Consider the following 25005-nt stretch of genomic DNA (forward strand, 5'->3'; position numbering starts at 1 on the left):
TACCGATGAAGCTCTCCCTGCTGTCTACCTCTGTTGTTCTGGCCACTGCGCTGATTGGCGGCTGTACGCTCGGCCCGGATTACCGGGTGCCGACCACGGTCGAGCCCTCAGCGCTGCGCTATGACCAGGGCTGGCAGCCGATGCCGGCACAGAGCTGGGCAAGCAGCGGGCGCTGGTGGGAAGTGTTTGGCGATACCGAGCTGAACGCGCTGATCGAGGAGGCCAACCAGCGCAACCAGACGCTGGCACAGGCTGAAGCCCGTTATCGCGCAGCATTGGCGCAGCGCAGACTGAGTACCGGCGAATACAGCCCGACCCTGAGCGCGGCGCTGGATACCGCACGCAGCGGCGGCAGTGAAGTTAGTACCGAGACTCGCAGCAGCGCGCAGCTGGGTATCAGTTGGGAGCTGGATCTGTGGGGGCGGGTGCGCCGTCAGGTCGAGTCCGATACCGCTGCGCTGGAAGCCAGTGCGGCGGATCTGGCCGCCGCCCGGCTGTCGATTCAGTCGGCCGTGATCAACAGCTACATCAATCTGCGCGCCCAGGACCTGCAGTATCGGCTGCTGGAGCAGACGCTGGCGTCCTCAGCCCGTTCGGCCCAGCTGACGCGCAACCAGTACGACGCCGGCATCGTCTCCCGCGCCGACGTGATTCAGGCCGAAACCCAGCTGCAGTCTCTGCGCAGTGACCTGTACGACCTGCAGAATCAGCGGGCGCTGGAACAGAACACCATTGCCGCGCTGCTGGGCCGTGCCCCGGTCGATCTGGAACTGGCGGTAGTCGAGGCGCTGCCCGCGGTGCCGCCGATTCCGGCGCAACTGCCAGCGGAGCTGATTGCCCGCCGCCCGGATGTGGTCTCTGCCGAGCGTGGCGTCGCAGCGGCCAACGCCGATATCGGCGTCGCCATCACCGCCTGGTTGCCCACCCTGACACTGGGCGGCAGCGCCGGTGTCAGCGGCAGTTCGATCAGCGATCTGTGGGATACGCCGGTACGGGTCTGGTCGGTTGGGCCGAGTCTGGCGCAAACCCTGTTTGACGGCGGCCGGCGCAGTGCTTCCCGAGACGCTGCCCTGGCCCGCTACGACGAGCAGGTCGCCGCCTACCGCCAGACCGTACTTGACGCGCTGGCCGATGTGGAAAATGCGCTGGCAACTACCGCCATCCTGCGCGAGAAGGCCGTGCAGCAGGATCGGCTGGTTGAGCTGGCAGAGGAAAACGAACGGGTGATCACCAATCGATACCGGTCGGGGCTTGTTTCCTATCTCGAGGTATCGGTCGCCCAGAACACCACGCTCAGCGCCAAACGTGAACGCATCAGCGTCACCAGCGCGCAACTCGCCGCTGCCACCGAACTGGCTTCGGCCATCGGCGGCGGTTGGCAGGTGGGCGATGATGTGGGAGATGCAGCCGAGCGGCCAGAGCCGTGACGGAGGCTCGCAAACCCTGTTTTGCGAGCTTGAACAGCTGTACTGAGTATCTCAGTCACCCTTTGGGGTGAAGACCAATTGCGACGGGATCCGCATATTCCGCGCTGGTCTTTGCTCAACTCAAGGGAATGTCATGCTGTTTTCCAACGCACGATCTTTTTTTACCCCTGCGGCGGCTTTCCGGCTCTCCATGCTGGCCTCATCTATCCTCGCTGCTTCCTGGTCGCTGTCGGCGGGTGCCGCCAGTGGCTCCTGCGCCACATCGCCGGTGACGACTGCTGTTACCGGGACGTGTCTGATCGATTCCGATAACGACTCTGTCACGGTCGATGTCAGTGGCTCAATCAGTGCCACCGGCACTGGCGTCAGAATCGCTGCGTCCAGCCCGGGACTTATCAGCGGGGTCACGCTGACCAACTCTGGGGCCATTGAGGGGACTGGCTCCGGTGGTTACGGTGTCCATGCGACCGCGCCGTCGGGCCTGGATATCGTTAACCGTACCGATGGCCGCATCACTAGCGCTCAGTCGTTCGCGATTGCCATCGATAACAATTCTGGTCTCCCCTACAGCGCATCGGTCATCAACGATGGCCTGATTTCGGGGGTGTCCGGGATTAATGCATATGGTTCCTCGGGGGCTCGGGCGCAGCTGATGCTGATTAACTCAGGTACGGTTCGGGGCATCGGCAGTTCGGCTATTGAGACCGGTTATGCGGACATCTCGTTGCTTTCCAATACTGGGATAACCTCCTCAGACAGCGGGACTGCAACGATTCATGTGAGATATCAGTCGACGTTGAGCAGTTTCGCCAACGGTACCGCGGCGACGATTGAAAACACCGCATCCAATGGCCGGGCGTTTTGGTCTGAGGGAAGTGATGTCGGCAGCTTTGTTAACGATGGCTTCATGCGCAATTCTTCCAACGTGTTGCCGACCGTTCACATCGTTTCCGGGACGGTGGGCAGTTTGACCAACGGTAGCCTGATTCAGAACCTGGGTAACGCTGAAGCGCTTTATATTGCGCCAACGGTGGCGTCTGCTGGCAGTACGGTTGTGCGTAATAACGCAGGCGCCACTATTTCCAGCCAGCAGCGTGCGGTGATGATTACCAACGCGGCGGACCTGGGCAATTTCATTAACGCCGGCAGTATCATCGGCAACTTCAGCGTCGGCACCAGCAACTCGCTCAGAACGCTGACCATTGGCGGTAACGAGTCTGCGCTGTTCAATGGCATGGTGGATCTGGTCACCTCTACCGCAACGCCCGGCGTTGATGGTGGTGATCTGGCGTTCGTCACTGGCAGTCGCTATGCGATGCTCGGTGATCAGCATTTTCGGGTGCGTAACTTTAACCTGGATGGCGGGACGCTCATTCTGGACCCGCGCGCGTCCAATCGCACCGTGGGGACCGCTGCAACGGTTTTGCTACCGACCATCAGCGGCAACCTGATTGGTGCCGACGGTCAGCTGGAAGTGGTTGTGGTCAACAACACGACCTATGGGCAGCTTGCGGTGGAGGGTGATGTGGATCTCACCGACACCACGCTGGCTGTCAATGTGCAGGCCAACGGCTTGCTCAGCGCGGGTAACCTGTTCGCCGATGTGATCTCCTCTACGGGAGCCATCACCTACGGCAATTTCAGCATCAGCGATAACTCTGCGCTGTGGGACTTCGACACGATACGCAACGCCAGCGATCTGGACCTGCGCCTGACCGCCGACGGCCAGGGTGAATCCAGCAACGCGCCCGGCAACCCGGGTGGTCCGGGCTCTCCTGGAAACACGCCCCTGCCGAACAGCGGCAACGTTATCACCGCTGCGCAAGTCAGTGGCAATACCGTGGCTCAGGGGGCCGCTCCGGTGATTCAGAGCGTTGCCGACGACTACGCGGCAAACGGCTCCACTGGCAGCTCTGAACTCGACTCCATGATTCTGGCTTTGGGTAACTACAGCACGGCGGCCGGGCTGGCCGATGGCGTGGCGACCCTGGCGCCGGCCAGTGTGCATGCTGGCCGGGAGGCTGCTAAAGCGAATCGCCGGATGCGCGAGCTGATTGGTCGCCGTGATGCCTACCTGTATGCGCTGAACCCCGAAACAGCGACAGCCGAGCCAAGCAATGTGTGGGCTCAACCCTACGGCTCGCGGGCGCGTCAGCAGCAGCGTTCCGGTGTCGAAGGCTACGACGTTGACAGCTATGGCGTGCTGCTCGGCATGGATGGCGGTATCGACGACGTGACCGAGCTGGGGGTCGCCTTCGGCATCGGGCGTAGCGATATCGACAGCAACATGTCGGTTGGCGGCTACGAGAGTGAGCTCAACAGCTATCAGCTGCTCGGCTACCTCAACCGTGAACTGGGTAATGATGTCGTGCTGGGGCTGACGGCGGGGCTCGGGTATGCCGAATATGAAACAGACCGCGATCTGTTTAATGGTATGACCGCTCGTTCTGAATACGACGCCTGGACTGCCAGCGCCGGTGCTGAGTTGAAAAAACACTACGCGGTAAATGAGCAGTTTGATGCGGCGGTTCAGGTTGGTCTGAGCTACGACTACACCGATGTTGACGGGTATTCAGAGTCCGGTGCTGGCGCACTCAACCTGGATGTCGATGGCTCCGATTACCAGAGCCTCAATGTCGAAGTCGGTACCGAGCTGGCGTACGATCTTGGCGAGGGCTGGATGCTGTTTGGTCAGGCCGGGGTGAGCTACGACGCATTGGCTGAGCAGGCGAAGCTTGATGCGGTGCTGGTGGGCACGGGCGATCGGTTCGCTACCCGCGGCATTGATGCTGATGCCTGGCGCTATGATGCCGGCTTGGGCGGCAAGTACGTGGTTGATAACGGAGCCGAACTGGCAGCGTTGTATAGCGTATCCGGCCAGAGCGGGTTTGTTGAGCAGGCTGTTACGCTGAATGCGCGCATGGCATTCTGAGTGACAGGGGCCGCTCCCTTTTTTGGGGGGGGCGGCCAATGGCGGCAAGGGAGAATGATGTAATGGATTTGTTGATTGTTGATGATCACCGGCTGTTTGCCGATGCAATGCAGCATGTGTTCGCTGATCACCCGCAGATCGACGCCGTGCACTACGCCTCTGACCATGACGAGGCGCTGCAACAGATAGTGGCGCAGGCCGGAAACGAGCTGATCGTCCTGATGGACCTGAATCTGGCGGGTGAGTCAGGTGTCGATCTGAATAACCGCTTGCGCTCTCTCAACCCCGCCATGCGCACTATTTTCTGTACAGGAGAGCAGCCAACAAACCTCTGCCTTGATGAAGCACTGCTGCGCGCCAGTTCGTTTGTATTCAAAACCGATGCGCTGGCTGATATCCGCGCCTGCATGGACTGCGTGCTGGACGGAGGGCGTTATCAGTCCGCTAGCCTTCGCGGCGTTCAGTCGGTCGTCGCCGAGACGCTCAAACTGAGCGAGCGTGAGGGTGATGTGGCGAGATTATTGATGCAGGGGTTACGCAATGCCGAGATTGCAGCGCGGTTGGGCGTTACCGACAACACGGTAAAAACCCACCTCAAGAGCATTTACTCCAAGCTCGGCGCTCGAAATCGAGCCGATTGTCTGCTGCTACTGGAGAAGCTCCGCTTCCTGGACTGACTCCAGTATCCCCGGTGAATGGTCAAGCGGGATCAGCAGTGTGGTTTGCCAGCTGCCTTTATCGCGGTACACCCTGAGCCGTGCACTGATGGCGCGACACATGTGTTCGATCATGATCAGTCCGTAGCCCTGCAAAGGGTGATCCTGCCGGTTTTCGGCCCCCGTCTCTGCTGTCTCGCTCGCGCTGAAGTGCAGCTGGTAGTGATGCGTGTCTGCACTTGTTGCGATGTGCAGCCCCTGGATTGGGGCATGGTGAACATAATTGTAGAGAATGTTCTCAATGATGCGGGCAAGCGCAAAGGCATCAGAGGTCAGGATCGCCGCCTGGTAGTTTGAGCTGATTGCTGTTTCGGGCTTGACCGTCCTGACGTCCTGTACAACCTTGGCAAGCAGGTCTGCCGGGTTGAATCGGGAGAGCCGCAGTACCTCGTCCTGCTCTTTCAGGCTCACCATGCTCAAGGCGTCGTGCAGGCCATTCAGGGCAACCTCTGTCGCGTTCAGCGCATTGCGCGCAGCGCTGTTGTCCTGCTGCTTCTCGGCCAGCACCTCCAGATACAGCTTGGCGCTGGCCATCGGCTGACGCAGGTCGTGGCCAATGGCGGCGATCAGGTAGTCCTTTTCCAGGTTGGATGACTTCATCTTCTGAAACATGGTGCCAAGCTCAACGGACTTGATGATCAGAGCGACCTGATTTTTATGGGTTAGCAGGCTGAACAGGCTGAGCGCAGCCCAGGCCATGCAGCATAGATACACCAGTGGATGCGCCAGCCCGGTCTGCAGTTGAATGTTGTATCCCAGTGACAGGAACACCGGGGTGAGAAAGGTGATGTAAATTTCCGGATAGCACCCCATGCTGATCGAGGGCATGGCGGAAATGATCACCAGAGCCAGCAATGCGATAGACAGCGTTTGCTGTGACGCGTCGGACAAAAAGACGAATGGCATGTAAGCCCAGAAGCAGCCCCAGAGAACTGACAGCAGCATGTTGACGCGGTGCCATTGACGGATTGAAGGGAGCGATGTGTTGGTGGCGGTCTTGATCTTGCGGAGCGCCAGCCAGGAGCAAATGGCGACGACCAGCAGACTGGCGAACCACATGCCGCGCTGGCCGCTGCCGGCCGCGTTCTGGAAGAACAGTCCGAACAGAACGGCGGCAAGGGCCGAGGCGATCATCCTTGACCAGACTTCGTCGACGAACAGGGTGAAGCGTTGCTGCTCGATGATGTCGGCCTGGGGGTGATTATGAATAAGTCTGGACAGCATCAACAGGTGAACTCAGACGGGCGACCAGCCCATGTTAGAGCCTTGTTATAGCCCGTGCCAAGGCTTGTGGCCATCAGCGTGCCGGCGCTGTTCGCATTCTCAGCGGGCCGATGAGGCGGCCAGCCGACGCGGCGGACGCCAGATTTTTGTGCGGCATGCCTTGTTTAATCCCGCGTGGGGGATGCGCTCAAAGCCCCCCTTGGGTCAGTTTCGCCGGGTCCAGCAGGCGGGTCAGTTCCTCCCGGCTGAGATTGGTGTTTTCCGCGGCCACATCGACGATCGGTCGACCTTCCTTGTAGGCCTGTTTGGCGATTTCGGCGGCTTTCTGGTAGCCGATGATCGGGTTCAGAGCGGTCACCAGTATCGGGTTGCGCGCCAGTGCCTGCTGCAGTCGGTCCTCGCGCACGGTAAAGCTGGCTATGGCCTTGTCGGCCAGCAGGCGAGTGACGTTGCTCAACAGGTGCAGGCTCTCCAGCAGGTTGCGGGCGACCAGCGGCAGCATGACGTTCAGCTCGAAATTGCCGGACTGGCCGGCGAGGGTGATGGTGGCGTCGTTGCCGATCACCTGGGCGGCGGCCATGGCGGCGGCCTCAGGAACCACCGGATTGACCTTGCCCGGCATGATCGAGGAGCCGGGTTGCAGTGCCTCCAGCTCGATCTCGCCAAGCCCGGCCAGGGGCCCTGAGTTCATCCAGCGCAGGTCGTTGGCGATCTTGGTGATGCTGACGGCCAGGGTCTTCAGTTGCCCGGACAGGGCAACGGCGATGTCCTGCGAGCCGATGTGGGTGAAGAAGTTGGCCGCCGGGGCAAAGGTTATGCCGGTGCTGGCGCTCAGTGCGCGGCAGAAGTGCTCGGCGAACGCGGGGTGGGCGTTGACGCCGGTGCCGACCGCGGTGCCGCCCTGGGCGAGACTGTGCAGCATGGGTTGCAGCTGCTCCAGGCGCTGGCGGTTGCCTTCGATCTGATCGGCCCAGGTGTCGAGACTCTGGCTCAGGCGCACCGGCATGGCGTCCATCAGATGGGTGCGGCCGGTTTTGACATGGTGCTCAACGGTGCGTGCCCTGGCTCGGGTGACCTGCTCGAAATGCTGCAGTGCAGGCAGCAGGTCTTCATGCAGGGCCAGTGCGGCGCTGATGTGGATGCTGGAGGGGATGGTGTCGTTGCTGCTTTGGCTGCAGTTGACGTGATCGTTCGGGTTGATGGTCTGGCCGCATTGGCGGCTGGCCAGGGTGGCGAGCACTTCGTTGGCGTTCATGTTGGAACTGGTGCCGGAGCCGGTCTGAAACACATCGACCGGAAAGTGCTGCATGTAATCACCGGCTTTCAGCAGCTCATCGACGGCATGGCAGATGGCCTTGGCCATTGGTGCGGGCAACTGGTCCAGTTCGGCGTTGGCACTGGCAGCGGCACGCTTGGCCAGCAGCAGGGCGCGAATAAAGCGCTTGGGCATCGGTTGGCCGCTGACCGGAAAGTTGTTGACGGCGCGCTGGGTTTGGGCGGCATAGAGGGCGTCGCCCGGTACCTGCAGCTCGCCCATGCTGTCTCGTTCAATGCGGCTGGTGCTCATTTGCGCTACTCCCTGATCGGCTGAAACGGCTGTCTGCTTCCATGGTCGGACCACGGAAGCAGACAGGTGTTCAGCATAGCGCGTGTGCGCAGCCAATGGCTGAGGGTCGGCATAAGGCGCGCCTGCGGCGTCTTGCGATTGCCTCCCCCGGATGACCGGGGGAGGCAAGGACGGTCAGAAACGGTACTTGGCCGTCGCTGTCACGCTGCGCGGAGCACCGTAGGTCAATGCGCCATAGGCGTCGAAGATGTCGAAGTACTTTTCATCGGTAACATTGTTGGCGTTTAGTTGCGCCGACAGGTTGTCGGTGATGTCGTAGCGCGCCATCAGGTTGACCAGTGCGTAGGCGTCCTGCTCGATTTTCTCCAGTTGATCGTCGGGGTTGGTTGCATAGGTATAGATACTGTCCTGCCAGTTGACACCGCCGCCAATGGTCAAGCGATTCCAGTCACCCGAGAAGCGGTAAGTGGTGAAGGTGCGCAGCAATTTTGTCGGGTACAGGGTGTTGACGGCTTTGCCGTCAGCGTCTTCGACTTCAAACTGGGTATAGCCAGCGCCTATGTTCCAGCCGGGCGTCAGTTCGCCAGACATCTCCAGTTCGAAACCCTTGCTGGTAGCGCCTTCGCTGGCTTCATAGGCAAGTTCGCCAGTCGGACTGCCCGGAATCACTACCCCGGTGCTGACAGCAAGGTTGTCCTGTTCGATCTTGAAGATGGCGGCGGAGGCGTTCAACCGGCCGTCGAACAGCTCGCTTTTCAAACCCAGCTCATAACTCTTGCCCACAATCGGTTCGATCTGCTGGCCGTTGGCATCGCGCTCGGACTGGGGCAGGAAGATATCGGTGTAGCTGGCGTAGGCCGACACGCTGTCAGTCAGGTCGTAGACGACGCCGGCGTAGGGTGTCAGCTCGTGGTTGACGTCGGTTTTGCTGACCGCTGAATAGATATCGTCAGCTTCTTTCTCGTAGTTGCTGTCCCGTGCGCCCAGAATCACCTTCAGATCGTCGGTGATGTTCAGGCGGGTGGCTGCGTAAAGTCCGTGCTGAGTAACGTCACCGTAACCGTAGGTGATCAGGTTGCCCCAGACCGGTTCCGGGAAATCACCGTCATAGCTGTCAAAGTCGGCGACGCCGCCGTAACCGGTCAGGGCTTGTCGGGTGTCGGCGTCGAACTTCTGCTCACTGTGGATATAGCCGAAGGCAAGGTCATGCTCGCGTTCAAACAGCGTGATCGGACCATCCAGACGAATACTGTAGTCATCCTGCACCGTCCGGGTTTCGTATATGGCGGGGAAGCTGCTCATCGGTTCGGCGCCTGTCCTGTCCGGGTTGCCGGAGAGGTACAGCAGGCGGGATTCGGCGTTGCGTTCACCCCGTGTATAGCTGAGATTCAGCTGCCAGTCATTACCGAAGCGGTGATCGAGATTGATGAAGCGGGTCTCGTAGCTGCTGTCCCACTTGCTCCAGTCTGCAGAGGTGGTTTTAGAGCGATTCCAGTCGGTGCGTGAGCCGTCTGCATACCATACCGGAAGGCCACCCCAGATGGGCGAGTCGGAATTATTTTCCTGGCGGCTCAGACCAAACCACAGTGTTGTGTTCTCGGTGAGGTCGATGTCCATGGTGCCGTAGAGGGTTTCGCGCTGGTTGCTGTGCAAGTCGATCCAGCTGTCACCATCGTTATATTCGCCGACCAGACGGGCGCGCACAGTGCCGGCCTCGTTTACTGCGAAGGACACATCTCCGAGGGTTCCCCAGGTATCCCAGGTACCGCCGCTGACTTCCACAGACCCTGTCAGACAGGTGCTGTTTGCGCGCTTTCGCGCCATATTCAGTGAGGCGGACGGATCGCCCACACCGGCCATCAGGCCGTTGGCACCGCGTACCACCTCGACGCGGTCATACATGGCCAGGCTGCTGAAGATCTCGCCGGAGCTCCACGGCTGCTCCCAGATAGTCGGCACGCCATCGATCATCAGGGCGTTGATGTCGAAACCGCGGGCGTTGAACTGGGCGCGACTGGTCTCGTAGCGGTTGACCGATACACCGACGGTGTTGTTTACGACATCCAGAATGGTTTGCAGATTCTGATCTTCAATCTGCTGCTGGGTGACCACGGTAACCGATTGGGGGGTCTCGCGCAGGGAGAGAGTCAAAGGTGTTGCGGTACGCGCAGCTTCTGCGGTGTAGGCGCCGGTGCCCTCGGTAGTTGTGCTGCGTTGCCCCTGGCCGGTGACGCTGATTGGTGCCAGCAGCACGTCTTCTTCACTGGCGGTCTGCGCAGCGACCGGAAGAACAGTGACGGCTGAGCCGGCGACAAGAAGATGAATTGCCAGCGTCAGCGGGCGAATTCCCCGGGAGGTTTGCTGACATGGGGAGGTAGTGGTCGGCATGTAACGCGCTCCTTTTTGTATGCTAGTGATTATGAGAATCGTTCGCATTGTATTTACATATTGGGCGGAACGCAAAGACTGGCTGCCTTGGGTTGCTGCGAAGTGGGGAGGGTTGGTCTGCGAGCGCCGCCAGGGCGCCCGCGGTCCGGGATTACTGCGCTTGATCTTGCCGCAGGGTGGCGCGGCTCCAGTCGAGCAGCTGCTGGGCAAGGGTATCGGCGGCACTGCTGAGGCCGTCGACCACGGCGGGCACGGCGGTGTCGGTCAGCGGTTGACTGACGCGGAAGTGACGGCTGGCAATGACGCCGCGTGAGCCGGGATCAACCAGCTTGGCATCCAGCTCGATGATGGCACTGACACGGTCACCCTGGTATAGCGTCTGGAACTGGCGCAGGTCGCTGTAGAGCTGGATATCGGTCTGCAGCGCATGAACCTCGGTGCTGACGCTTTTGAAGCTGCCACTTTGCTGGAACGCCTGCACCAGATGTTCACGCAGCAGAACGGGATTGGGGTCGGTCCAGCGCGCACCCTGGTAACTGGTCAGGGTATTGCCCTCAGGCGTCACCATGATCCTTGGGGTCTGCAGCGCGTAGCTGGCAGCCGGCGTAATGATGCGCAGCGAGTGGGGCAGCGGAGGCTGACTGCTCGTGGCCAGCCGAGGTGCAGGCAGTTGATAGGTGGTTAGCGGCTCGCTCTCGGGTAGCACCGAGCAGGCTGACATCAGCGTCAGTCCGAGCAGTCCGGCGGCCAGGCGGATACGGGTCATGGGGTGAACTCCTGTTGCGCTTCGCGGCCGAGCAGGAAGCGGGCTGGATCGTCCTGCAGGCGGCGGCTGAGTAATCTGAGGTCGGCCAGGGTATTGCGCAGGTCGTTGAGCGCCGGGTCAAGCTGACCCAGGCCCTGGGCTCCGCTGCTCAGTGCGTTGCGGTTTTCGCTGAGGATATGTTCAAGCTGGCTGCTGGTTTCGGCTATGGAGTCCATGGCCTGACGGGCGCTTGCGAGGGTGGCCGCGCCATCCTTGCTGAGCAGCTGGTCGGTGCGCGCGATCATCTGGTTGCTTCGCTCCAGGGTTTCGGTCGCTGCCTTGCTGGTGGCACGCAGTTCTGCCAGCAACTGCTGCACGTTACCGTCGGGGTCGGCGATGCTGTGCGTTGCCTGATTGAGACCTTCAAGCGTCATGCTGAAACTGTTGACGTTCTCCTCGGACAGCACCTTGCGGGCGCTGACGATCAGCTTGTTGATATTGGTCATCAGGTCTTCGCCGTTGGCGAGCAGGGCGGAGATAGGGGACGGGATAGCTTCGATGATCGGGTCCTGCCCTTTCGCGGCTGTCAGCGGCGGGCTGTCAGGGTCGTTGTGCGTCAGTTCGATCACCGAGGTTCCGGTAATGCCGGTGAAGGACAGCCGTGCCTTGGTTGCCTGGGTGATCGGGACACTGGAGTCGATGCGGATGCGGGCGCGGACAATGCGCGGATCGTCGGCATCAAGCCCCAGCTCGGTGATCTCGCCAATACGGATACCGCTGAACTGCACCGCGCTGCCGCGTGACAGACCCGTGACCGACTGCTTGAAGACAACGGTGTAGTAACGCTGGTCATCCGCCGTGCTGGAGTTGCTCAGCCAGATCGCAAAGACGATGGCTGCCAGCGCCGAGAGCACGGTGAACAAACCGATCAACACATGGTTGGCACGTGTTTCCATGGCTCTTTACTCTCCTGCTGCAGGGTGTTGGTACGCGGCGGCACGTCCGCGCGGACCGTGGAAGTAGTCTTGTACCCAGGTGTCGTCGGTCTGGGCAACGCGCTCCAGGGTGTCGGCGATCAGGACGCGCTTCTGGGACAGCACCGCGACCCGGTCACAGATGGCGTAGAGGGTATCGAGGTCGTGGGTAACCAGAAACACACTCAGCCCCAGCGCATCACACAGGGTGCGAATCAACTGGTCAAACGCGGCTGCACCAATGGGATCGAGACCCGCGGTGGGCTCGTCGAGAAACAGGATGTCGGGGTCCAGTGCCAGCGCACGGGCCAGTGCAGCACGCTTGACCATGCCGCCCGACAGCATGGATGGATATTTGTCGGCAGCCTCTGCTGGCAGCCCTGTCAGCAGCACCTTCATGCGAGCCAGGTGGTCGGCGTCGCGGCGGCTCAGGCCGATATGCTCCACCAGCGGCAGGGCGATATTTTCGGCCACGGTCAGCGAGGAAAACAGCGCGCCGGACTGGAACAGCACCCCGAAGCGCCGCTCCTGCAAGGAGCGCTGTTCCTCCGACAGGGTTTGCAGGTCCTGACCAAACACCTTGACCGAACCGGCGTTGGGACGGCGCAGGCCGACGATCGAGCGCAGCAATACCGACTTGCCGGTACCGGAGCCGCCGACCACGCCAAGTACTTCCCGGGGCATGATGTCGAGGTCGAGGTTGTCGTGCACGGTCTGCTTGCCGAAGCGATTGACCAGACCACGCACCTCGACGATGGGTTTGGCTGATTGAGTGCTCACCATCCCATCTCCATGTAGAACAGGGCAGCCAGGGCGTCGACCAGGATGACCACAAAGATGCATTGCACCACGCTGGAGGTGGTGTGTTCTCCGACCGACTCGGCGCTGCCCGAGACCTTGAAGCCCTCGAGGCAGCCAATGATGGCGACCAGAAAGGCAAATACCGGCGCCTTGGCCATGCCCAGCAAAAAGTGTCGCACTCCGACATCGTCATGCAGCAGATTGATAAACATGACCGGCGAGATGTCCAGCGTGAAGGCGCAGACCATCGCGCCACCCAGCAGGCCCGATAGCATGGCGATGAAGGTCAGCGCCGGCAAGGTAATCAGCAGGGCGATGACCCGTGGCAACACCAGCAGTTCAAGCGGGTTGAGACCGAGGGCGCGAATCGCGTCGATCTCTTCATTGGATTTCATCGAGCCGATCTGTGCGGTGAACGCGCTGGCGGTGCGGCCTGCCATCAGTATCGCGGTCAGCAGCACGCCGAATTCGCGCAGGAAGGAAAATGCCACCAGGTCTACGGTGTAAATGCTGGCGCCGAAGGTCTGCAAGACGGTGGCGCCGAGGAAGGCGATGACCGCGCCGACCATGAACGTCAGCAGGGCGACGATCGGCACCGCATTTAGCCCGGTCTGTTCAATCTGTACCGCGATGGCGGTAGGACGCCAGCTGCGCGGACGGAACAGGCTGCTAAACAGTCCGCTCAGGGTCAGGCCGATAAACCCCAGCAGCTCGATGACGTGGGCCCAGTGCTGTCCCATGCTGACACCGATGCGCTCGAGCATTTCAACCAGCGGATTTGCGCCTGCCTGCTCCGGATCGGGGCCCCGTGGGCAGGTCGTTGCAATACGGGCAAGCAGTGTCTGACGTTCCCGGTTCAGGCCGGTATCCCCACTCAGCACCTGTTGCAGCCGGTCGACGCCAAGCATGTCGCAGATCAACTGCGCGCCTGCGGTGTCGATGTGAGCGATGCCGCTGAGGTCAATCCGCGCCTGCTTTACCGCATCACCCGGCAGGGCGGCGATCAGGCTGCGAAGCTCGGCGTAATTGGCCAGGGTCCAGTCGCCGCTCAGACAAAGGCTGTCGCGCTGGGCGTCCGGTAGGCGAATAAAGGGAGATGTATCGGGCATTGGGGATGCCTGCGCCGCTGGGAAGCGCAGGCTCGGGGGTCATGGCTTGCGCTTGATGCCGAAGTCTTCGGACAGGGTGCCCGGGCTGGCGGCGTCCTTGGGCGCATAGTCGCGCGGAGGCTCAAGGGTGTCGAATGCCGGTTCTGCCTGGGAGCGAGACGAGCTGTGCACGATACCGGCATCCTGATCGAGCGCGGCCAGCAGACGCTGACGCGTCATGTCGTCTGGTGCCAGCTCAACGGCGCCATGGGTAAGGTGTTCCTGAATGTCCTGATAGCTGCGATTCAGGCGGCTGGCCAGGGTGGCGGTGGTCTTGAAGTGGGCTGCCACTTCCTGCTGATACTCTTCAAAACGCAGTTGCAGGCTCTCCAGCTGGGCCTGCGCGCTGCTGTTACTGCCGCCGCTGACGCGCCGGGATACCTGCGCCAGCACGATGCCGACGACGACGCCCACTGCCAGTGCAATGGCTGCTGCAATCCACAGGTTTTCGCTTGCTTCCACCTTGGGTCCCTCATCTTTAGGTTGGTGCTATCAGTCCAGCGGGTGCTGCCTGTCCGAACCATGTGGTTACGGTAACGACATTTGCCGGCCAAGGCTAGGGCATTTGCACCTAAACGATGGTGGGGGGCAGGCAACTTGTCAGTGTTGTCAGGCAGGGTTCAGAATACGGCGTTTGAGTGTCGCAGCACCCTCTGGTTCCGCTGATGCGACGCCCCAGCCCACGCAGTAGTCACGGAGTCGGTCATGTCCAGAGCGAGTGAAGAGTCAATTGTTATCGAAGGGCCGTGTGGTCCTCTTGAGGCGCTGCTGACCCGTGGCGATGTGCCCGGACTTCTGGCAGTGATCTGTCATCCCAACCCCGTGCAGGGCGGGACCATGCACAACAAGGTAGTGCACACCCTGATGCGCACGGCTCGGGATCTGGGGGCCAGTACCCTGCGTTTCAATTTTCGCGGCGTGGGCGCCAGTGCCGGCCAGCACGACTATGGTATTGGCGAGGTAGATGACTGCCTGGCGGTGATTGACTGGGTCCTGCAGCATGAGGGCGTATCGCGTCTGTGGCTGATGGGGTTCTCCTTTGGCGGCTTCGTCGCCGCCGCGGCGGCGACGCGACTGGCCCAATGGCCCGAGCGTCTGGTGTTGGTCGCACCGTCGGTTGAAAAGCAGGATTTCGCCGCGCTCAAGCCGCTGGCAGGGCCGGTCAGCGTCATGATGGGCGAGGACGATGACGTGGTCGCGCCTGAGGCTGTTTATGCAGCCTTCGCCGACGAGCGCGGGGCTGAGGTTGTCCGCTTTGCCGGCACCGGGCACTTCTTTCACGGCAAGTTGGTGCCGCTTAAAGCCGAAGTGGAGCGGGTTCTGACGGATCAGGCTTGATTGCCAAGGGGCGATGCTGGCGTTAGAGTATCGCTCCCTTCGATGTCCCTACTGGTATTGCGTGCATGTCTCCCCTTGAACGATACAAGGCCGATCTTCAGCGCCCCGACTTCTTTCACGACCCTGCTCAGGAGCGTGCGGTTCAGCATCTGCAGCGGCTATTCGATGATCTGATTCGCAGCGAAAACGAGCGCACAGGGTTTTTCGGGCGGTTTCGCAAGCGCAAGCCGGAACCGGTCAAGGGCCTGTATTTCTGGGGTGGCGTAGGGCGCGGCAAGACCTATCTGGTCGATACCTTTTTTGATGCGCTGCCCTTCGAGCGCAAGATGCGCACGCATTTTCACCGTTTCATGCAGCGAGTGCATCACGAGCTCAAGGGCTTGAAGGGCGAAAAGAATCCGCTGAAGCTGATCGCGGCGCAGTTTGCCAGCGAGGCGCGCGTCATCTGCTTTGACGAGTTCTTTGTTTCCGACATTACCGATGCCATGATTCTGGGCAGTTTGATGGAAGAGTTGTTCGCCCAGGGCGTGACGCTGGTGGCAACCTCCAACATCGTGCCCGACGGCTTGTACAAGGATGGCCTGCAGCGAGCGCGTTTTCTGCCTGCCATTGCCCTGCTCAATCGCCACACCGATGTGGTCAATGTGGACAACGGCGTCGACTACCGTCTGCGTGCACTTGAGCAGGCGGAGCTGTATCACTACCCGCTGGATTGCGACGCCTATGGCAGCCTGAAGCGCAGCTTCGACAGTCTGGTGCCCGATATCAATGAAGTTGTCGAGGCCGAGGAGCTGATCATCGAGAATCGCCCGATCAAGTCGGTGCGGGTCTGTGAGGATGTCGCCTGGTTCGAGTTTCGTGAGCTGTGCGATGGCCCGCGTAGCCAGAACGACTACATTGAGCTGGGCCGCATCTTCCATGCGGTGCTGATTTCCAATGTTGAACAGATGGGGGCTGCCAAGGATGACATGGCGCGTCGCTTCATCAACCTGGTCGACGAGTTCTATGACCGTAACGTCAAGCTGATTCTGTCTGCCGAAGTGCCGCTCAAGGATCTCTATTCCGGCGGACGTCTGGATTTCGAGTTCCAGCGTACGCTGAGCCGTCTGCTGGAAATGCAGTCACACGAGTTTCTTGCGCGTCCGCACAAACCCTGATTCAGGCAGCCGGTTCACGGCTGCCCTGCAGATAGGCTCGACGGTACTGGTTGGGTGACATGCCGGTGTGCTGCCTGAACAGGCGGGCGAAGAAGCTGGCGTCGTCGTAGCCGATTTCGTAGCTGATGGTCTTGATGCTCTGACTGCTGGTAATCAGCAGGGTTTTTGCCATTTCGATTCGCAGCCGCTGCAGGTAGTGCAGCGGCTTGTCCCCGGTAGCCTGGTGAAAGCGGCGCATGAAGTTGCGAATACTCATGCCGTGACGGCTGGCTACATCCTCGAAGCGAAACTTCTCCGCAAAGTGCTGTTCCAGCCACTGCTGAATTTGCAGGATCGGCAGATCGTGATGCATCTTCTGGCCGCCAAATCCGATTACGCCGGGCGTGTAGTTGCGCTGTACTTCGTAAAACGCGTCGCGGGCCAGCGTGCGCGATACCTCAGGGCTGCACAGTCGCTCCGCAAGGTGCACGAACAGGTCTCTTGCCGAGCTGATTCCGGCGGCGCAGAGTACGCCCCCTGCGTCGGTCAGGTGTTTGTCGCGCTGCAGGTCCACCGCCGGGAAGCGCCGCTGGTATTCGTCGTGAAAGCGCCAGTAAGTGGTTGCCTCCCGACCGTCGAGCAGGCCGGCTGAAGCCGGCCAGAATGCACCCAGGGCAACGGCGCCGATCAGGGCTCCTGCCTGACTTTGCTGTTGCAGCCAGGGGGCGACCTCGGGGTACTGCCCGTGCAGTTGGTCAAAATCGGCCCAGAACGAGGGCAGAATGATCAGCTGTGGCGTGACGTCATGGATGCCGGCTTCGGCATGGATCGGGTCGTGACTGAAGCCGGTAACCGGCTGACCGTCGGGTGTTACCGTCAGTACCTCAAATCCGGGTGTCAGCCCCTGACCAAGCTGGCGGCCGGTATTCAGGCTGGCCATGTAAAAGACATCCCGGGCCTGGGCCAGGGTCGAAGTAACGGTGAAGTCGGTCGCGAGAATGGCGACCTGGCGCAGTGTTGCCGCCGGTTGCTTTGGCATCTTGTTGTCGTTTTAGGCTGAATCGGACAGATATGGCCGAAATGGCCGTGCGTCGGCAGTGTCTACCGTTTGAGACGTTTGGGTCAAGTAGCGGCCGCCCTTGCGGGCGGCTGCAACAGGATCAGGGTGCCGGGTTCGGCTGGCTCTGATGGATCTCGGAGATCGCCTTCAGTACGCTGTCGGTCAGGCCCATGTTGATGCTGCTCAGGTTGCGGTTGAGCTGATCCATATTGGTTGCGCCAATAATGTTGCTGGTCACGAACGGCTGGCGGGTGACGAAGGCCAGGGCCATTTGTGCCGGGTCCATACCGTGGTCGCGGGCAAGCTGAACATAGCGGGCGCAGGCTTTCTGGGCTTGCGGATTGCTGTAGCGCACAAAACGTTCGAACAGGGTGATGCGCGCCTTCTCCGGGCGCAGGCCGTTGAGGTACTTGCCGGTCAGCACGCCGAAGGCGAGCGGTGAGTAGGCGAGCAGGCCGATCTGCTCGCGCATGGACATCTCGGCCAGGCCGATTTCATAGGTGCGGTTGAGCAGGTTATAGGGGTTCTGGATCGAGACCATGCGCGGCCAGCCGCGGGATTCCGCCAGATGCAGGAAGCGGCTGACGCCCCAGGGGGTTTCGTTCGACAGTCCTATATGACGCACCTTGCCGGCCTTGATCAGAGCGTCCAGCGCCTCCAGGGTGTCTTCAAAGGAGGTCAGCTCGTCGTCCGGATTATGGCGGTAGCCGAGCTGGCCGAAGAAGTTGGTCTGCCGGTCTGGCCAGTGCAGTTGATAAAGGTCGATGTAGTCTGTCTGCAGTCGCTTGAGGCTGCCCTCGATAGCCTGGTTGATATGCTCGCGGGTGAAACGCGTGCGGCCTCCGCGAAGATGGCTGATGCCGTTGCCGGGGCCGGTAATCTTGCTGGCAAGGATCCATTTCTCGCGTTCACCGCGTTGCTGGAAGAAGTGGCCAATAATGGTTTCGGTTGCGCCGCTGGTTTCTGCCCTGGGCGGCACCGGGTACATTTCGGCAGTATCGATAAAGTTGACGCCAGCGTCGCGAGCCCGGTCAATCTGGGCAAAGGCTTCCTGCTGGGTGTTCTGTTCGCCCCAGGTCATGGTGCCTAAGCACAATGCGCTGACCTTGAGGTTGCTGCGGCCTAGAGGGCGGTATTGCATGAAGTGCTCCTTGATTGCCGAAAGGATGCTTCATTATTGATCATAAGGGTAAATAAGGGTTGTATTTTTTTTGCTGGTTGGCATAATGCCCGCCACTTTCGACAGGATGCCTAGCCTGTCGTTGTTGTTTACAGCACAGATGCCACCCAGACCCACGCAGCCCCCACTGAGTGTCTGTTCTAGGCTTTGTTGTCTTGTAAAAACACATTTCACTCTGTAAGATTTGCCGTCTTCTTTTGAAAGCGGCCTCTGAGGCTAGGATTAATGAAAACCTTCAGCGCAAAACCTGAAACCGTAAAACGTGATTGGTACGTCGTCGACGCCAGTGGTCTGACTCTGGGTCGTCTGGCAACCGAGGTTGCTTCACGTCTGCGCGGCAAGCACAAGCCCGAATACACCCCTCACGTTGATACCGGTGACTACATCGTCATCATCAATGCCGAGAAAGTTCACGTAACCGGTAACAAGGTTCAGGACAAGATGTACTACAGCCACTCCGGTTTTCCGGGTGGTATCAAGTCCATCAACTTTGAAAAGCTGATCCAGCGCGCCCCTGAGCGTGTTATCGAGTCTGCTGTCAAAGGCATGCTGCCCAAGAACCCCCTGGGTCGTGCAATGTACCGGAAGATGAAGGTCTACAAAGGCGCTTCTCATCCGCATGCTGCACAACAGCCCCAAGAACTGAAGATCTAAGGAGTTCACCATGTCGGCGACACAAAACTACGGCACTGGCCGTCGTAAAACTGCCACCGCTCGCGTATTCCTGCGTCCGGGTTCTGGCAATATCTCTATCAACAATCGCAGCCTGGAGAACTTCTTCGGTCGCGAAACCGCTCGCATGGTTGTTCGTCAGCCGCTCGAGCTGACCGAGAGCACCGAGAAGTTTGACATCTATGTGACTGTCAGCGGCGGCGGTATCTCCGGTCAGGCCGGTGCCATCCGTCACGGCATCACTCGTGCTCTGATGGAGTATGACGAAACCCTGCGCGGTGCGCTGCGCAAGGCGGGTTATGTTACCCGTGACGCTCGTGAAGTTGAGCGTAAGAAAGTCGGTCTGCGCAAGGCGCGTAAGCGTCCGCAGTACTCCAAGCGTTAATCTCGTATTGCGCTGCAAAACGCCCGGGCTCCGGAAGGAGTGCCGGGCGTTTTCGTATCTGCGGCAAGGTGTCGCGCCTGCTATGGTTAGATGCAAGTCCCTGATTGGGCGCGAATTCGGTATAGTGTCGGCCGTGCTGGGAGTGGATATCACCTTGTCAAAAAAGGGGTTTTTCATTACCATCGGTTTCATTTTGTGCAGGCTGTTCAACACTTCAAAAGGCCTTCTGAAAAGGTCCAGAAATTAGCTGATGGGAGACGACTGGATGAGTAATGACGGCGTGAATAATGGCCGGCGTCGCTTCCTGGTGGCCGCCACGAGTGTGGTTGGTGCCGCCGGAGCAGTAGGGGCCGCAGTCCCCTTCGTGGGGGCTTGGTTCCCCAGCGCCCGAGCCAAGGCGGCTGGTGCGCCGGTAAAGGTGAATATCAGCAAGATCGAGCTGGGTCAGCAGATCGTTGTCGAATGGCGCGGTCAGCCCGTGTTTGTTTCGCATCGGACCCCTGAGGCCATTGCGGTCCTGGACGAGATGGACTCGGTGGTTGCCGATCCCAACTCCCAGGCTTCCGTTCAGCCGGCCTATGTGGATGGCAAGACGCGCGCGATCAAGCCTGAGCTGCTGGTAGTGATGGGCGTATGTACCCACCTGGGTTGCTCCCCGCTGTTCAAGCCGGAAGTGGCCGCTGCCGACATGGGTGCCGACTGGAAAGGCGGGTACTTCTGCCCTTGCCACGGCTCTCACTACGACATGTCCGGTCGCGTCTTCAAGGGCCAGCCTGCGCCCCTGAATCTTCCGGTACCGCCCTATTCATATGAGTCTGATGACGTAATCGTGATCGGCGTGGATCAGGAGAGCGCCTGATGAACAAATTGATGCAATGGGTGAACGAGCGGATGTCCGTCAATCAGGTGATGGAAGATCACCTGACCAAGTACTACGCACCCAAGAACTTCAACTTCTTCTACTTTTTCGGCTCGCTGGCCATGCTGGTGCTGGTTAATCAGCTGGTTACCGGTATCTGGCTGACCATGAGCTACGAGCCCTCCGCCGACGGTGCCTTTGCCTCCGTTGAGTACATCATGCGTGATGTGGAATACGGCTGGCTGCTGCGTTACCTGCACTCGACCGGCGCATCTGCGTTCTTCGTGGTGGTGTATCTGCACATGCTGCGTGGCCTGATGTACGGCTCCTATCAGAAGCCGCGTGAGCTGATCTGGCTGTTCGGTATGCTGATCTATCTGGTGCTGATGGGTGAAGCCTTCATGGGTTACCTGCTGCCTTGGGGTCAGATGTCCTACTGGGGTGCTCAGGTGATCATCTCCCTGTTCGGTGCGATTCCGTTCATCGGTCCGGATCTGGCGCAATGGGTACGTGGCGACTTCCTGATCTCCGGTATCACTCTGAACCGCTTCTTCGCGCTGCACGTTATCGCGCTGCCGATCGTTCTGCTGGGCCTGGTTGTGCTGCACATAATCGCGCTGCACGAAGTGGGCTCCAACAACCCTGACGGTATCGATATCAAGAAGTTCAAGGACGAGAATGGCAAGCCGCTTGATGGCATCGCCTTCCACCCGTACTACACCGTTAAAGACATTGTCGGTGTTGTGGTTTTCCTGTTCGTGTTCTGTGCCATTGTGTTCTTCTTCCCGGAGATGGGTGGCTATTTCCTCGAGAAGCCGAACTTTGAAATCGCCAACCAGCTGAAGACGCCTGATCACATTGCGCCGGTCTGGTACTTCACGCCGTTCTACGCGATTCTGCGTGCGGTTCCCTCGATTGCCGGCTCTGCCTTCCCGGGTGTTCTGGCGATGGGCGCTGCCATTGCAATCCTGTTTGTACTGCCCTGGCTGGACCGTAGCCCGGTTCGCTCCATTCGCTATAAAGGCTGGATGAGCAAGCTGTGGCTGGTCATCTTCTGCGTGTGCTTCGTCATTCTGGGTGTGCTGGGCGCGATTCCGTCCACTCCCGGTCGCACATTGCTGTCGCAGATTTGTACCGTTCTGTATTTCGCCTTCTTCATCCTGATGCCGTTCTACACCCGGATGGAGAAGACCAAACCGGTTCCGGAGAGGGTTACTGGCTAATGAAAAAACAACTTATTGCCCTGATGTTCGCTCTGGTGCCGACCGTAGCCTTCGCGGCTGGCGGTAGTGGTTACCACCTGGATGAAGCCAACATCGATCTGACCGACAAGGCAGCGCTGCAGGATGGCGCACGTACCTTCGCCAACTACTGCATGGGTTGTCACTCGGCGCAGTATCAGCGTTACGAGCGCGTTGCTACCGACTTGGGTATTCCTGAGCAGCTGATGCTCGATAACCTGGTGTTCACCGAAGGTACTCTGATCGGTGACCATATGAAGAACGCCATGCGTCCTGCGGATGCCAAGAAATGGTTCGGTGCTGCGCCGCCGGATCTGACGCTGGTTGCCCGTGTTCGTGGTAATGACTGGCTGTATACCTACCTGCGTACCTTCTATGAAGACCCGGCTCGTCCGCTGGGTGCCAATAACAAGGTATTCCCGAATGTCGGTATGCCGAACGTGCTGGCTGAGCTGCAGGGTCGTCAGGTGATCGGCTGCAAGGCCATGCCGGTCAAGGACGACAGCGGCAAGGTCATGCGCGACACCCTCAGTGGTGAGATCATGAAGCAGGAGCAGTGTGACGTTCTGACGGTGGTTCCGGGTACCGGTACCCAGACGGAAGAAGAGTTCGATACCACTGTGCGCAACCTGGTCACCTTCCTGGCTTATTCGGCAGACCCGATCAAGCTGGAGCGTCACCGCATCGGTGTGTACGTGCTGCTGTATCTGGCCTTCCTGTTCGTGTTTGCGTATCTGCTGAAACGCGAATACTGGCGAGATGTCCATTGATCTTCTGAGGTCTGGATGATCTGTGCGCGCCCCTTGAGGGCGCGCACTTGTTTCTGGGGTATAATGGCGCTCTGCGCGCGCAGCCTGACTGCGCGCTTTGTGCTTTTGGGTGTCAGTTTGACGCCTGCCGCAGTCCGAATAAGGATGAGGGTTTACATATGGGCGTAACCGCCAACAAGCGTTCCTCCATGGCATTTTTCTCTGACCCCCGGGATCACTACTGCCACCGGGTCAGGATTGTGCTGGCAGAAAAGGGGGTTACCGTTGACGTGATTAACGTTGAGCCTGGCGATCATCCGCAGGAGCTTGCCGAGAATAATCCCTATAACAATGTACCCACGTTGCTTGATCGTGATCTGGTGCTGTATGAGCCCAATATCATGATGGAGTATCTGGACGAGCGTTTCCCGCACCCGCCATTGTTGCCGGTTTATCCTGTCGCGCGTGCCAATAGTCGCCTGCTGATGTATCGCGTGCAGCGTGACTGGTGCCGTCTGGTTGATGTCATCGTTGATCCGAAGAGCGCTGCTGTAGAGGTAACGCGTGCCCGCAAGGAATTGCGCGAGAGTCTGATCGGAGTCGCTCCGGTATTTGCCGAAATGCCTTTCTTCATGAGTGAAGAGTTCAGTCTGGTGGACTGCTGCATTGCCCCGATTCTCTGGCGTTTGCCGGAGCTGGGTGTCGAGTTGCCCAAGCAGGCCAAGCCGTTGCTCGACTACATGGAGCGGATCTTCCAACGTGAGGGATTTATCGCCAGTCTGTCGGCGGCCGAGCGGGATATGAAGACCAACTGATTGGAGGACGCGCCTGTGGTTGCAATGAGTTCCAGTCGCCCCTATCTGGTGCGCGCCCTGTATGAGTGGATTCTGGATAACCAGTGCACTCCGTATATGCTGGTCAATGCGGAGTACCCGGATACGGCTGTACCGACCGCGTTTGTCGAGGATGGGCAGATCGTGCTGAATCTGTCGCCAAGTGCTGTGCGTGAATTGCACATGGATAACGAGCTGATCAGCTTTGACGGTCGTTTTGGCGGGGTCGCTCAGCAAGTATGGATTCCGTTGGGCGCGGTTATGGCCATCTACGCCCGGGAGAATGGTCAGGGTATGGTGTTCGAACTGGAGCCCAGTACCCCGCCGCCGGATGAGGCTGACGGTGATGATCAGCCGCCACAGCCGCCGCGGCCAGAGGGTGGCGGTCGTCCGTCGCTGAAGGTCGTCAAGTAGCCACAAAAAAACCCGCTTTGCGGGTTTTTTTGTGGGCTGCTGATGATGGGTCAGTCGAGGTATTCGAACAGCTTGACGATGCGCTGGACGCCGCCAATCTGTTGGGCCTGTGCCACCGCAAGGTTGGCCTCGTGGTGGGTGACCAGTCCCATCAGATAAACCACGCCGGCCTCGGTGACGACCTTGATGCGTGTGCCGGGGATGGTGCCGTCAGTCAGCAGGCGGGTCTTCAGGTTGGCGGTAATCAGGCCGTCCTGGTTGCGCGCCAGCAGTGACAGGCGCGGGCCGGCGGTCAATTCGTTGTGAACCACCTTGACCCTTTGCACCTGCTTGGCGGCTTCGCCAGCGGTGGCGATAAGGTCGCCGCGCGGCACCTGGCCGGCCAGTAGCACTACGCCGTTGTAGCTGGTAACGACAATGCGGCCTTCTGTTTCAATTGCGGTGTTGGCCTTGTTGACGTTGACCGCAACCTTGGTCTCGATCAACTGGTCATCGATGCTGCTGCCGATGGTGCGGGTGCCGTGGTTGTCCTGGATGGGCGTATCGCGTGTAGCTGTCAGGACAGAGCTGCAGCCGGCAAGCATCAGAGCCAGAGCAATGGCTGACAGTCGTTTCATTCCTCGCTCCCGAACAGTTGACGGTCAATCAGGTCGCACAGGCAATGAATCGCCAGCAGATGGACCTCCTGGATGCGTGCGGTCGAGCGGGCCGGAACGCGGATCTCTACGTCCTCAGGCATCAGCAGTGACGCCATGGCGCCGCCATCGCGGCCGGTCAGCGCAACAACGTGCATCTCGCGATCGTGTGCAGCCTGAATGGCCTGCATGACGTTGGCAGAGTTGCCGCTGGTCGAGATCGCCAGCAGGATATCGCCGGGTTGTCCGAGTGCGCGGATCTGCTTGGAGAACACCTCTTCGTAACTGTAATCGTTGGCGATTGAGGTAATGGTTGATGCATCGGTAGTCAGGGCGATTGCCGGCAGGCTTGGGCGTTCCCGTTCAAAGCGGTTCAGCAGCTCGGAGGAGAAGTGCTGCGCGTCACCCGCGGAGCCGCCGTTGCCGCAGGTAAGGATCTTGCCCTCACTGAGCAGCGCGTTGACCATCATCTGGCTACCTTGCTCGATGCTGGGGCCGAGTACGTCCATCGCACGGGTCTTGGTTTCGATGCTATCGGTAAAAAGCTGTCTGATGCGGTGTTGCATGTCCATAGGGAAACT

The 25005-nt window shown here is 59.9% G+C and carries 24 protein-coding genes; 12 read left to right on the forward strand and 12 right to left on the reverse strand.

The features are described 5' to 3' along the window. Positions 1-5: 5 nt before the first annotated feature. The 3 genes from ACZ5WQ_RS17625 (at position 6) to ACZ5WQ_RS17635 (ending at position 5036) form a co-directional block, all read left to right on the forward strand. On the forward strand, positions 6-1427 hold the full coding sequence (locus tag ACZ5WQ_RS17625; RefSeq protein WP_464382783.1) for an efflux transporter outer membrane subunit: 1422 nt from the start codon (positions 6-8) through the stop codon (positions 1425-1427). A gap of 133 nt (positions 1428-1560) precedes the next feature. Further along, the gene (locus ACZ5WQ_RS17630; protein WP_464382784.1) at positions 1561-4359 is read left to right on the forward strand and encodes an autotransporter family protein; all 2799 of its coding nucleotides are present in this window, start codon (positions 1561-1563) and stop codon (positions 4357-4359) included. 62 nt (positions 4360-4421) lie between these two features. Continuing rightward, a complete protein-coding gene (locus ACZ5WQ_RS17635; protein ID WP_464382785.1) occupies positions 4422-5036 on the forward strand; it encodes a LuxR C-terminal-related transcriptional regulator in 615 nt (204 codons plus the stop codon). Here the strand turns inward: ACZ5WQ_RS17635 and ACZ5WQ_RS17640 are convergent. The 8 genes from ACZ5WQ_RS17640 to ACZ5WQ_RS17675 all read right to left on the reverse strand — a co-directional run bounded on the left by ACZ5WQ_RS17640 (position 5007) and on the right by ACZ5WQ_RS17675 (position 14384). Continuing rightward, positions 5007-6299, reverse strand: a complete 1293-nt coding sequence (locus ACZ5WQ_RS17640; RefSeq protein ID WP_338213361.1) for a sensor histidine kinase — start codon at positions 6297-6299, stop codon at positions 5007-5009. The genes ACZ5WQ_RS17635 and ACZ5WQ_RS17640 overlap by 30 nt on opposite strands. A gap of 187 nt (positions 6300-6486) precedes the next feature. After that, a complete protein-coding gene (locus tag ACZ5WQ_RS17645; protein ID WP_464382786.1) occupies positions 6487-7866 on the reverse strand; it encodes a class II fumarate hydratase in 1380 nt (459 codons plus the stop codon). A gap of 174 nt (positions 7867-8040) precedes the next feature. Beyond that, entirely contained in the window at positions 8041-10254 is a 2214-nt protein-coding gene (locus tag ACZ5WQ_RS17650; protein WP_464382787.1) for a TonB-dependent siderophore receptor, read from the reverse strand. 151 nt (positions 10255-10405) lie between these two features. Further along, positions 10406-11020, reverse strand: a complete 615-nt coding sequence (locus tag ACZ5WQ_RS17655; RefSeq protein ID WP_269687967.1) for an ABC-type transport auxiliary lipoprotein family protein — start codon at positions 11018-11020, stop codon at positions 10406-10408. Continuing rightward, positions 11017-11955 (reverse strand): MlaD family protein, encoded by a 939-nt coding sequence (locus tag ACZ5WQ_RS17660; protein ID WP_464382788.1) that lies wholly within the window; start codon positions 11953-11955, stop codon positions 11017-11019. The genes ACZ5WQ_RS17655 and ACZ5WQ_RS17660 overlap by 4 nt, the downstream gene beginning before the upstream one ends. 6 nt (positions 11956-11961) lie before the next feature. After that, positions 11962-12756 (reverse strand): ABC transporter ATP-binding protein, encoded by a 795-nt coding sequence (locus ACZ5WQ_RS17665; protein ID WP_373315027.1) that lies wholly within the window; start codon positions 12754-12756, stop codon positions 11962-11964. Further along, positions 12750-13883, reverse strand: coding sequence for an ABC transporter permease (locus ACZ5WQ_RS17670; RefSeq protein WP_464382789.1), 1134 nt, complete (start codon positions 13881-13883; stop codon positions 12750-12752). Before ACZ5WQ_RS17670 ends, ACZ5WQ_RS17665 begins: the two co-directional genes overlap by 7 nt. Before the next feature lie 39 nt (positions 13884-13922). Beyond that, positions 13923-14384 (reverse strand): Z-ring associated ZapG family protein, encoded by a 462-nt coding sequence (locus ACZ5WQ_RS17675; protein WP_228245769.1) that lies wholly within the window; start codon positions 14382-14384, stop codon positions 13923-13925. 243 nt (positions 14385-14627) lie between these two features. Here ACZ5WQ_RS17675 and ACZ5WQ_RS17680 point away from each other — a divergent pair, with 243 nt between their 5' ends. Beyond that, positions 14628-15260 (forward strand): alpha/beta hydrolase, encoded by a 633-nt coding sequence (locus ACZ5WQ_RS17680; RefSeq protein ID WP_285676814.1) that lies wholly within the window; start codon positions 14628-14630, stop codon positions 15258-15260. A gap of 65 nt (positions 15261-15325) precedes the next feature. Continuing rightward, positions 15326-16417 (forward strand): cell division protein ZapE, encoded by a 1092-nt coding sequence (gene zapE / locus ACZ5WQ_RS17685; RefSeq protein WP_228245771.1) that lies wholly within the window; start codon positions 15326-15328, stop codon positions 16415-16417. A 1-nt stretch (position 16418) separates the two neighbouring features. Here zapE and ACZ5WQ_RS17690 read toward each other — a convergent pair whose 3' ends face one another. Both ACZ5WQ_RS17690 and ACZ5WQ_RS17695 read right to left on the reverse strand, forming a co-directional pair. Continuing rightward, positions 16419-17435 carry a GlxA family transcriptional regulator gene (locus ACZ5WQ_RS17690; protein ID WP_464382790.1) on the reverse strand — a complete coding sequence of 339 codons (1017 nt, stop codon included), beginning with the start codon at positions 17433-17435 and terminating at the stop codon, positions 16419-16421. 121 nt (positions 17436-17556) lie between these two features. Further along, a complete protein-coding gene (locus tag ACZ5WQ_RS17695; RefSeq protein ID WP_464382791.1) occupies positions 17557-18597 on the reverse strand; it encodes an NADP(H)-dependent aldo-keto reductase in 1041 nt (346 codons plus the stop codon). Between the two features lie 264 nt (positions 18598-18861). Between ACZ5WQ_RS17695 and rplM the strand changes: the two genes are divergently transcribed. The 7 genes from rplM (at position 18862) to ACZ5WQ_RS17730 (ending at position 23789) form a co-directional block, all read left to right on the forward strand. Further along, positions 18862-19290, forward strand: coding sequence for a 50S ribosomal protein L13 (gene rplM, locus ACZ5WQ_RS17700; RefSeq protein ID WP_088274787.1), 429 nt, complete (start codon positions 18862-18864; stop codon positions 19288-19290). A 10-nt stretch (positions 19291-19300) separates the two neighbouring features. Continuing rightward, entirely contained in the window at positions 19301-19693 is a 393-nt protein-coding gene (rpsI, locus tag ACZ5WQ_RS17705; protein ID WP_228245774.1) for a 30S ribosomal protein S9, read from the forward strand. 265 nt (positions 19694-19958) lie between these two features. After that, the gene (petA, locus tag ACZ5WQ_RS17710) at positions 19959-20552 is read left to right on the forward strand and encodes a ubiquinol-cytochrome c reductase iron-sulfur subunit (protein WP_088274914.1); all 594 of its coding nucleotides are present in this window, start codon (positions 19959-19961) and stop codon (positions 20550-20552) included. Continuing rightward, positions 20552-21775, forward strand: a complete 1224-nt coding sequence (locus tag ACZ5WQ_RS17715) for a cytochrome b (RefSeq protein ID WP_088274791.1) — start codon at positions 20552-20554, stop codon at positions 21773-21775. The genes petA and ACZ5WQ_RS17715 overlap by 1 nt, the downstream gene beginning before the upstream one ends. Next, positions 21775-22563, forward strand: coding sequence for a cytochrome c1 (locus tag ACZ5WQ_RS17720; RefSeq protein ID WP_269687961.1), 789 nt, complete (start codon positions 21775-21777; stop codon positions 22561-22563). Before ACZ5WQ_RS17715 ends, ACZ5WQ_RS17720 begins: the two co-directional genes overlap by 1 nt. 158 nt (positions 22564-22721) lie before the next feature. Beyond that, on the forward strand, positions 22722-23357 hold the full coding sequence (locus tag ACZ5WQ_RS17725; RefSeq protein WP_464382792.1) for a glutathione S-transferase N-terminal domain-containing protein: 636 nt from the start codon (positions 22722-22724) through the stop codon (positions 23355-23357). Between the two features lie 24 nt (positions 23358-23381). Beyond that, on the forward strand, positions 23382-23789 hold the full coding sequence (locus ACZ5WQ_RS17730) for a ClpXP protease specificity-enhancing factor (protein WP_088274797.1): 408 nt from the start codon (positions 23382-23384) through the stop codon (positions 23787-23789). A 50-nt stretch (positions 23790-23839) separates the two neighbouring features. Here the strand turns inward: ACZ5WQ_RS17730 and ACZ5WQ_RS17735 are convergent, their stop codons facing one another. Together ACZ5WQ_RS17735 and ACZ5WQ_RS17740 are read right to left on the reverse strand one after the other, a co-directional pair. Continuing rightward, a complete protein-coding gene (locus tag ACZ5WQ_RS17735) occupies positions 23840-24406 on the reverse strand; it encodes a BON domain-containing protein (protein WP_088274799.1) in 567 nt (188 codons plus the stop codon). Further along, positions 24403-24996 (reverse strand): phosphoheptose isomerase, encoded by a 594-nt coding sequence (locus ACZ5WQ_RS17740; RefSeq protein WP_088274801.1) that lies wholly within the window; start codon positions 24994-24996, stop codon positions 24403-24405. Before ACZ5WQ_RS17740 ends, ACZ5WQ_RS17735 begins: the two co-directional genes overlap by 4 nt. Between the last annotated feature and the right edge of the window lie 9 nt (positions 24997-25005).

The sequence above is a fragment of the Halopseudomonas sp. T1L2 genome (assembly GCF_055397385.1).

What these genes read in the sequence shown, in the direction of transcription:
- ACZ5WQ_RS17625 (WP_464382783.1), top strand. Translation starts at nt 6, where the DNA reads ATGAAGCTCTCCCTGCTGTCTACCTCTGTTGTTCTGGCCACTGCGCTG.
- ACZ5WQ_RS17630 (WP_464382784.1), top strand. Translation starts at nt 1,561, where the DNA reads ATGCTGTTTTCCAACGCACGATCTTTTTTTACCCCTGCGGCGGCTTTC.
- ACZ5WQ_RS17635 (WP_464382785.1), top strand. Translation starts at nt 4,422, where the DNA reads ATGGATTTGTTGATTGTTGATGATCACCGGCTGTTTGCCGATGCAATG.
- ACZ5WQ_RS17640 (WP_338213361.1), bottom strand. Translation starts at nt 6,299, where the DNA reads ATGCTGTCCAGACTTATTCATAATCACCCCCAGGCCGACATCATCGAG.
- ACZ5WQ_RS17645 (WP_464382786.1), bottom strand. Translation starts at nt 7,866, where the DNA reads ATGAGCACCAGCCGCATTGAACGAGACAGCATGGGCGAGCTGCAGGTA.
- ACZ5WQ_RS17650 (WP_464382787.1), bottom strand. Translation starts at nt 10,254, where the DNA reads ATGCCGACCACTACCTCCCCATGTCAGCAAACCTCCCGGGGAATTCGC.
- ACZ5WQ_RS17655 (WP_269687967.1), bottom strand. Translation starts at nt 11,020, where the DNA reads ATGACCCGTATCCGCCTGGCCGCCGGACTGCTCGGACTGACGCTGATG.
- ACZ5WQ_RS17660 (WP_464382788.1), bottom strand. Translation starts at nt 11,955, where the DNA reads ATGGAAACACGTGCCAACCATGTGTTGATCGGTTTGTTCACCGTGCTC.
- ACZ5WQ_RS17665 (WP_373315027.1), bottom strand. Translation starts at nt 12,756, where the DNA reads ATGGTGAGCACTCAATCAGCCAAACCCATCGTCGAGGTGCGTGGTCTG.
- ACZ5WQ_RS17670 (WP_464382789.1), bottom strand. Translation starts at nt 13,883, where the DNA reads ATGCCCGATACATCTCCCTTTATTCGCCTACCGGACGCCCAGCGCGAC.
- ACZ5WQ_RS17680 (WP_285676814.1), top strand. Translation starts at nt 14,628, where the DNA reads ATGTCCAGAGCGAGTGAAGAGTCAATTGTTATCGAAGGGCCGTGTGGT.
- zapE (WP_228245771.1), top strand. Translation starts at nt 15,326, where the DNA reads ATGTCTCCCCTTGAACGATACAAGGCCGATCTTCAGCGCCCCGACTTC.
- ACZ5WQ_RS17690 (WP_464382790.1), bottom strand. Translation starts at nt 17,435, where the DNA reads ATGCCAAAGCAACCGGCGGCAACACTGCGCCAGGTCGCCATTCTCGCG.
- ACZ5WQ_RS17695 (WP_464382791.1), bottom strand. Translation starts at nt 18,597, where the DNA reads ATGCAATACCGCCCTCTAGGCCGCAGCAACCTCAAGGTCAGCGCATTG.
- rplM (WP_088274787.1), top strand. Translation starts at nt 18,862, where the DNA reads ATGAAAACCTTCAGCGCAAAACCTGAAACCGTAAAACGTGATTGGTAC.
- rpsI (WP_228245774.1), top strand. Translation starts at nt 19,301, where the DNA reads ATGTCGGCGACACAAAACTACGGCACTGGCCGTCGTAAAACTGCCACC.
- petA (WP_088274914.1), top strand. Translation starts at nt 19,959, where the DNA reads ATGAGTAATGACGGCGTGAATAATGGCCGGCGTCGCTTCCTGGTGGCC.
- ACZ5WQ_RS17715 (WP_088274791.1), top strand. Translation starts at nt 20,552, where the DNA reads ATGAACAAATTGATGCAATGGGTGAACGAGCGGATGTCCGTCAATCAG.
- ACZ5WQ_RS17720 (WP_269687961.1), top strand. Translation starts at nt 21,775, where the DNA reads ATGAAAAAACAACTTATTGCCCTGATGTTCGCTCTGGTGCCGACCGTA.
- ACZ5WQ_RS17725 (WP_464382792.1), top strand. Translation starts at nt 22,722, where the DNA reads ATGGGCGTAACCGCCAACAAGCGTTCCTCCATGGCATTTTTCTCTGAC.
- ACZ5WQ_RS17730 (WP_088274797.1), top strand. Translation starts at nt 23,382, where the DNA reads ATGAGTTCCAGTCGCCCCTATCTGGTGCGCGCCCTGTATGAGTGGATT.
- ACZ5WQ_RS17735 (WP_088274799.1), bottom strand. Translation starts at nt 24,406, where the DNA reads ATGAAACGACTGTCAGCCATTGCTCTGGCTCTGATGCTTGCCGGCTGC.
- ACZ5WQ_RS17740 (WP_088274801.1), bottom strand. Translation starts at nt 24,996, where the DNA reads ATGGACATGCAACACCGCATCAGACAGCTTTTTACCGATAGCATCGAA.